This is a genomic window from Pseudoalteromonas sp. Isolate6 (genome assembly GCF_022398435.1).
GTDB classification, from domain to species: Bacteria; Pseudomonadota; Gammaproteobacteria; order Enterobacterales; family Alteromonadaceae; genus Pseudoalteromonas; species Pseudoalteromonas galatheae.
Map to the genome: position 1 here is coordinate 1 of NZ_JAKEVK010000241.1, position 6,347 is coordinate 6,347.

Here is a 6,347-nt window from a genome sequence, read left to right on the forward strand (position 1 = left end):
GCATATTAGCTTCGTTAAAAATTTCTCATTTAGAACAACTAAATAGCAAAATTTTTGCCTTGCCTATATGGATATAGGTACCTTAGCGGTAGCAGGACGCGAGAGCGGTGCTACTAAAGCTATTTCCCCGTTTCAAGATAGATCATTTACTTAATACAACTGGTATTATAGTTTTTTCAGCTTCATATCTGTGCCAAATACAAGACCATGGTCTGCCACATCCATACTAAACTCAAATACCATATTCTGCTGTAAGAAAGCATCAATACCTTCAGGCATTGGTTGACCAGTTGCTTTTGCCGCTTCTAATAATGGAGCTACGAAAGCCTGCATATCCATGCTGAAATGCGTCATGCCATTACTTTCTAGCACTTGGCTTGCCATTTTCTCAGCAATAACAGTCGCCTTTTCACCCGTATATAACACTAAGTGATCGCCTTTAACCGCCAGCTTAATATCCATGTCTAATGGCTGTGGAGACGGAATATATTGGTTAATTGAAACCGGTGTACCATCTTCTGGGATTTGAATTTGCCCCAGCATAGGTGCCAGGCCTTTTACCGTATTAACGAGTACTAACGGGTCTTCAGCAGACAATGTAACTAGAGCATCAAACGTTTTAGGTTCCGGCGTGCCTTGGTCGTTTGGCTCCATAACAAGATCGAAAACCGATGCACTCACGCCTTTAACCGAGTTTGCCATGCCTGTCATCATCGCAATAGCCATTGGGCTATTTTGTTTCGCTTGCTGCTGTAGTGCAACGAGTTCAGAACACTTGAATTCAGCTTTAGTAAAGCGGCCCCAAAGGGTGTTTACAAGCGGCGCAACTTTTGCGACATCAACACCATAGCCAAACCCTAGTACTTTCTCTTCGCCGTTGGTGACATGCGCAGGAATAAAACCACGGATCGACCCAAGTGCTTTCATCAGTTCAGCATCTTGACCCACCACCACAGTATCAACTTCAAAGTCGATTGCGGAATTAGTAAATTGGATATTCTTGGTGCCCAGCACAGTTGCAGGCCACAAATTCGCGATTTCACTGTAGTCCGCCTGACACTCAGGGGCACGTACCGCTGCTAGTTTCTCAGTCCCACCGCCTAGCTGCAAGATGTTATCTAGCATACGAGTAAAATCAGACTGCTTATTTGCGGTTATACCATCGACGATAGCCACATGGTTCAAAAATGCAATTGACGAACCATCAAAGCCAAACTGCGTATTATATTGCTCAAGCTTGCCAGATTGTGCCAGTGACTGAGCTGGTTTGGCGATACCCAAAGCAACTTTTAGATCTGCTTCGGTATTAATTGGCGTGTTAAATGTCGTCGTAACCCATTGACCCTGCACGGAAGTGATAAGCTCAATTTTAGCTTCTGGCGCGAACTCAAGCTGATAACGCGTTAACGCGACGCCATCTAGCGTATCTTCTTGATATGTGATTTCGGCATCTTTTGCAGCCATTTTTATCGTACGTTGAAAAGCCTCAGGATCCGCCAGTTCATAGCGCAATGTAGGCAGTAAACCAACTGTGTAGAATACACTTCTAACTGTCTCACCCATGCCTAAGATAGCTTTCATTTGTTCAGGTGAAGTCAAAGCTAAGTTGTATTGCTCTAGTAGCGTTGCTACAAAGTCCAAGTGCTTATCATTTTCTTTTCTAAGCAACCCAGTTATCTCTTCGATATTTTGAACCTGTCTAAGCTCTTTAGGCATGAAAGACAAATATTTTTGTTGCTCAAAAGGCGTTAATTGCCCCCAAAATACCGCGGTATCAGCCGGAACATATTCCAGTTGTTCCATCGCGATGCTTGAAGAAGATGATGATTGAGTGGTTACATAAGCACCAACGGCAATAGCCACAGCACCTAAGCCAACGAGAAGTTTTGTATTCATAAAGTGATCCTTGTTATCACCACGGAACATAGCCAAACACGTGGTAAATTTATTCTTCCCTACGAACCGCAACGATTGCGCGCGTCAGAGGTCGTTGCATCAAAACACCTAAGTGTCCAAAAATGCAGCGCTATTGTACCTTGATTATTGTCTCAATTCCATTAATTGTGCGCGGTTAAGTTACTCTCAATATTCGGTCAGTTTAAAAGTGAGCTTGATCGTTACATCAATAACCACCAAGCTCTCATTTACAGGATTATTGACTTTCTGCTTGTAGATTCACTCCTGAAAAAGCAGCGTAACCATAGAGCCCAATATGCCAAGTTCCCGCATTTGGATTGGTGATTGTGCACGTTTCATTATTGCCATTTTCATAAGGCCGACATTCGTAGGTATTACTATTTGGTTGTTGACCAAAACGCAGATATAAATCAGCATCTCCAGTACCACCCGATGCCTTTACTTGCAGGCTCTGTGTTCCCTGTGCCACGTCAAAAGTATAATACTGCCACTGACCTTTACTGGCGGATTGATCCAACCATTGCTGGCTATTACCTTGATCTGGAGGAGTGTCAGTATAAACCGTAGCCGTTAGCGCAACGCCCGAATAACGCTCATAGCCATCAAGCATGACATAGTATCGGCCTGTTTGTACTGGAGTAATCGTACAGACTTCATTATTACCTGATTTATAGGGTCGACAATCGTAGTTTTGTGTCGTTGGTTCCGCATTAAAGCGCACGTACATATCTACATCCCCACTGCCGCCCGCCGTTTCAACTTTTAGCTGTGTTGCTCCTGCTGGCACATCAATGTAATAAAGTACCTGAGAAGACTTAGCGCCAGTGACATTCGCTTGTGTTTGACCACTGATAAGTTCAATTGCAGCTGGCGGCTCAATAATGGGAGTTTCTATCACAGATAGATTATTGCTTGCTTTGATCAGATTCAGTTCATCACCAATTTCAGCGGCATACCACCATGTCATATTCATAGGTAACGCGAGCGGATCGGCATCTCGCTGCGCTTTAGATAAGGCAGTTGCATTGCTTGAAAACTCAGCAGTTCGAACAGTAAGCTTATCATTTGTCACACTCAACACTTTAAACTGTTGAATACTCGCAAGGTCGATAGTCCAGCTTTTTGGATCATTGGCGCTTCTTGCCGGTGCACCCCAACTTCCCTCACCCACATAAACGGTGCCGCCTTGGGTCGTTGCCGTAAAGCCATTGCTGGTAGGCGTTAGTGCGTAAGTCAGTTTATTGATATGAGTATCGGACTCTACCACTAAGTTCATCGCATTATTATAGAAGTCTTGTGCCCACCAAGTATGTAATATGGTGTTGTCTGACTTGCCTGAATAGTGAGGATACATCGGCTTGTGATACTGAGCGATACGCCACGTTGCGCTGTTAGCCTGAGACTGTAAGTCGCTTTTCAGCCAATTGTTCATCGCTGTGGCATAGCTCGACCAGCCACTATTTTTAAATTGGCTATTTAAGGTATAAACCCTTAAAAGCCCCGCCACGTTAAAAGCACCATAGGTATCTTTTGCTGTACACGCACCATCTTGGTCATAATCTACGCCAAATACTTGGCATAGCGTTTTGTAGTTATCGTCTTCGTGATTGCCATGTGTTGCTACAAATGGATAAATTCGCTTGTATGCAAGGCCATCAATCAAATCATCCGAAAAGGTTAATTGCCAATCTTTTAAGTATTCACGCATTTCAGAAACGGAGTTTGCATTGGTGTAATCGCCACCATGCATAATAAATAGCGGTCGAATTTTAGCGATCAACTCATTGCCTTTACGGCGCGTTGTCCAACCTGTGCGCGTATCACCACCAGCTACAGCAGTGATCCCTGATGCCGTTTGCGGCGCAGTTCTGAACCACAAACGCTGACCGCAACCTTGTGAATCACAAACACGATAATACACCGCACTATCAGGGGTTAAGCCGGTTAATTTCACAAATGAACTTGAGAGGCCCCCATCAAAAGTATGCGTTGCGTTGACCGCTGCGCTTTGCCAGCTCTGTTCATCCGTTGTGCTGCCATATTTAACAATATGATTAGTGCCTGATGTGGGTGTAAATCCTATTGTTGCTGAAGTGCTTGGACTGGTGTCCCACACAAGACGATGGTAGTCACTCGCAGCAAAACTGCTACAAGATAAACCAGCTGCAACCACAAAAGTTGCCATTTGAGTATATTTCATTTCCTTGGTTCCTAGTTTAGAGTAACAGGCTCAGCACGACTTTGAGCCAATGAGAGTGGTGTTGACGGCGTAGCCACCAACATGACGAATGCGGCGTTTGCATAAGGGAGCGAAAGCGTCTTTGCAGATTGAAAATTCACGGCCGTTGCCCCTAACTTTTCACGCTTGAACGACTTGGGTAACGGCACGCCAGCCTCACCACTCCAATAGTCACCATTTTTAATGTGTGGGAAAAAATCACTTGCGATATGGGGTTGTCCGGGACCATTTGGCGTTTGAATTAAAGAGCGCAGCTCATCAGATGTAGGTAAGCGCCACTCGGCACTACCACATAATCTAGCTTGGTTGGTTCTACGGATCAGATCTTGGCTATCGCAGTGGGATGCTTCGAAGTAACAATCACCTTGATCAGCATGACCAAACTGACCGTCATACCAAGAGTAACTCCAATAGCCATCGTGAATAGACTCATCATCTCGTTTTACTTCCCAGAGCAGATTAAGCTTTTTGTCATAGACGCAATGCCAAGGGCCTTGCCATACAGACAAAAACTGCATGTCATTAGTGACTTTAATAAAGCGTGCGTGAGTTGGAATTTCTCGCTCAGAGGCGCTGAATAACAAGTAGCTAATCGCCACCGCAGCAATCGCTAAACTAAGTATTAAACGTGAGGCAACGGTCATAACATATACCTCAATTGGATCGCTCTGTGGTGACGAGTATGCGCGATTTGTGCGTGATCGAATGCGGAGACCCACATGCAAACACCTGAGCGCAGTTCAACATCAAGGGGAGAATGCGTTTGGTGTTTACGTACCAGCTCTAGCGTCCAATAACCATCGCGCCACTCTCCCCTAGCCCTAACATCGGCTCTATCTCCCTCAAAGCGATTTGAACGGTACAACACGGACGGTAACTGTTCGCCAATTTTCGCCATGTCTCGTTGAGGGTTGTAGGTTTCGCTGGCAAACCAATCAAGGACTTTGCGCTCGGTGATATCTGGCGATGGGATTGGCATTCGCTTTGGCGTAACCTCAGTCGGTGAGTACCAGCGCCAGTTCATCACATAAGCACCGCTTTCTTTGCCATCAGGTTGATACCCTGCGGTGTAGCGTCTTTGCCCAAGTGCAACGCTTTGAGGTGGCCCAAAAAAATTATCATCGGCCAAGTACATGTCATTAGTTCTCAGCGCTTTCCAGTGCCATAAGTCTCGTGTGCGGCCGTCCGTACTCGCATGATAGCCCTTGCCGTGCCAATTACGGGGTTTGTCTGCAAGCGGCGCATCACCGTATTGCATCGTACCATCGCCTCCTAGTTCACAGGTTGTCGATAGCATGATGGCAAACTTATCTTCGTAATAAGTGCGCTCGTCAAAGCGATAAAAGCCATTCTCTTGTACTTGCCAACCGTCCGAGGTTTTCTCCAGCGGCAGATGCTCTAGGCTTTCGGTCGGATCTTGCCAGCGGATCAGAAAGAAGGTTTCATCATGGTTGCTCAACGCTTTTATTTCGACCTCACTACTCCCATCCAAGAAGTTTGCACCACCAAATGTCGTTAACTTAATAGGCTTGGCACGCAACCATTGTGGCTCGTCTCCTTTACCGTCTATTTCAAGGTGGCTTTGCGTTGATAGCGGCGCAACTTCTAACCGTAAATGCTGTTCTGCAACAATAAGCCGTATACCAAGGCCACAAAAATACACCAGAGCAATACTGCAACAGAGTAAAATAAGCGCATTTCGGGGCACTAATACACTTAGTACTTGCTTACCCTTAAACACGGTGTGCTTTATGCCATGTAACACCAAATACAAAAAAATGCCTGTCGCTGATAACCCATGAATGACTAAACTTAGACTCTCTGGATTGAGCCAAAGTAACCATCCTGTGACTATACTCAGCACGATAACCAGATACCCAAAGTAGTTAACGGCTTTATCAAACTTGCTTGGAGCGCTGTGAAACGGTGCGCGAATAGTTGCCACAGTAAAAGCAATCGCAATCAAGGTGAGTAAGCAACCAAATAACACATGCATTGACAGCAACGCACCTTGTGGAAGCAAAGGTGAAAGAAACGCCAGAAAGTCATGATTTATAATGCCCAAGCGAGGGCCTGTCAGTAACCCAACCAAGATAACTATTACCGCCATAACATGAAAAATGGCAAAACTACTTCGACGCACAACCGCTCCCAAAACAAATAAAGTAAATTTAGTGTAAACAAATAAATT

4 protein-coding genes are annotated in these 6,347 nt (G+C 45.1%); all 4 read right to left on the reverse strand.

All coding sequences use genetic code 11. From position 1 onward, the window contains the following. Window positions 1–165 precede the first annotated feature (165 nt). Window positions 166–1,896: a hypothetical protein gene (locus L1D50_RS20590; RefSeq protein WP_128725597.1), complete on the reverse strand. Its 1,731-nt coding sequence runs from the start codon at window positions 1,894–1,896 to the stop codon at window positions 166–168. A gap of 256 nt (window positions 1,897–2,152) precedes the next feature. Further along, window positions 2,153–4,117, reverse strand: coding sequence for a pre-peptidase C-terminal domain-containing protein (locus L1D50_RS20595; RefSeq protein WP_239966710.1), 1,965 nt, complete (start codon window positions 4,115–4,117; stop codon window positions 2,153–2,155). A gap of 11 nt (window positions 4,118–4,128) precedes the next feature. After that, window positions 4,129–4,800 (reverse strand): DUF1566 domain-containing protein, encoded by a 672-nt coding sequence (locus L1D50_RS20600; RefSeq protein ID WP_239966711.1) that lies wholly within the window; start codon window positions 4,798–4,800, stop codon window positions 4,129–4,131. Then, a partial coding sequence (locus tag L1D50_RS20605; RefSeq protein ID WP_345773976.1) for an ethylbenzene dehydrogenase-related protein occupies window positions 4,797–6,347 on the reverse strand: 1,551 nt, incomplete at its 5' end. The genes L1D50_RS20605 and L1D50_RS20600, both read right to left, overlap by 4 nt.

Bases quoted from the DNA above. Each gene is read 5' to 3' on its own strand.
- L1D50_RS20590 (WP_128725597.1), bottom strand. From the start codon at position 1,896: ATGAATACAAAACTTCTCGTTGGCTTAGGTGCTGTGGCTATTGCCGTT.
- L1D50_RS20595 (WP_239966710.1), bottom strand. From the start codon at position 4,117: ATGAAATATACTCAAATGGCAACTTTTGTGGTTGCAGCTGGTTTATCT.
- L1D50_RS20600 (WP_239966711.1), bottom strand. From the start codon at position 4,800: ATGACCGTTGCCTCACGTTTAATACTTAGTTTAGCGATTGCTGCGGTG.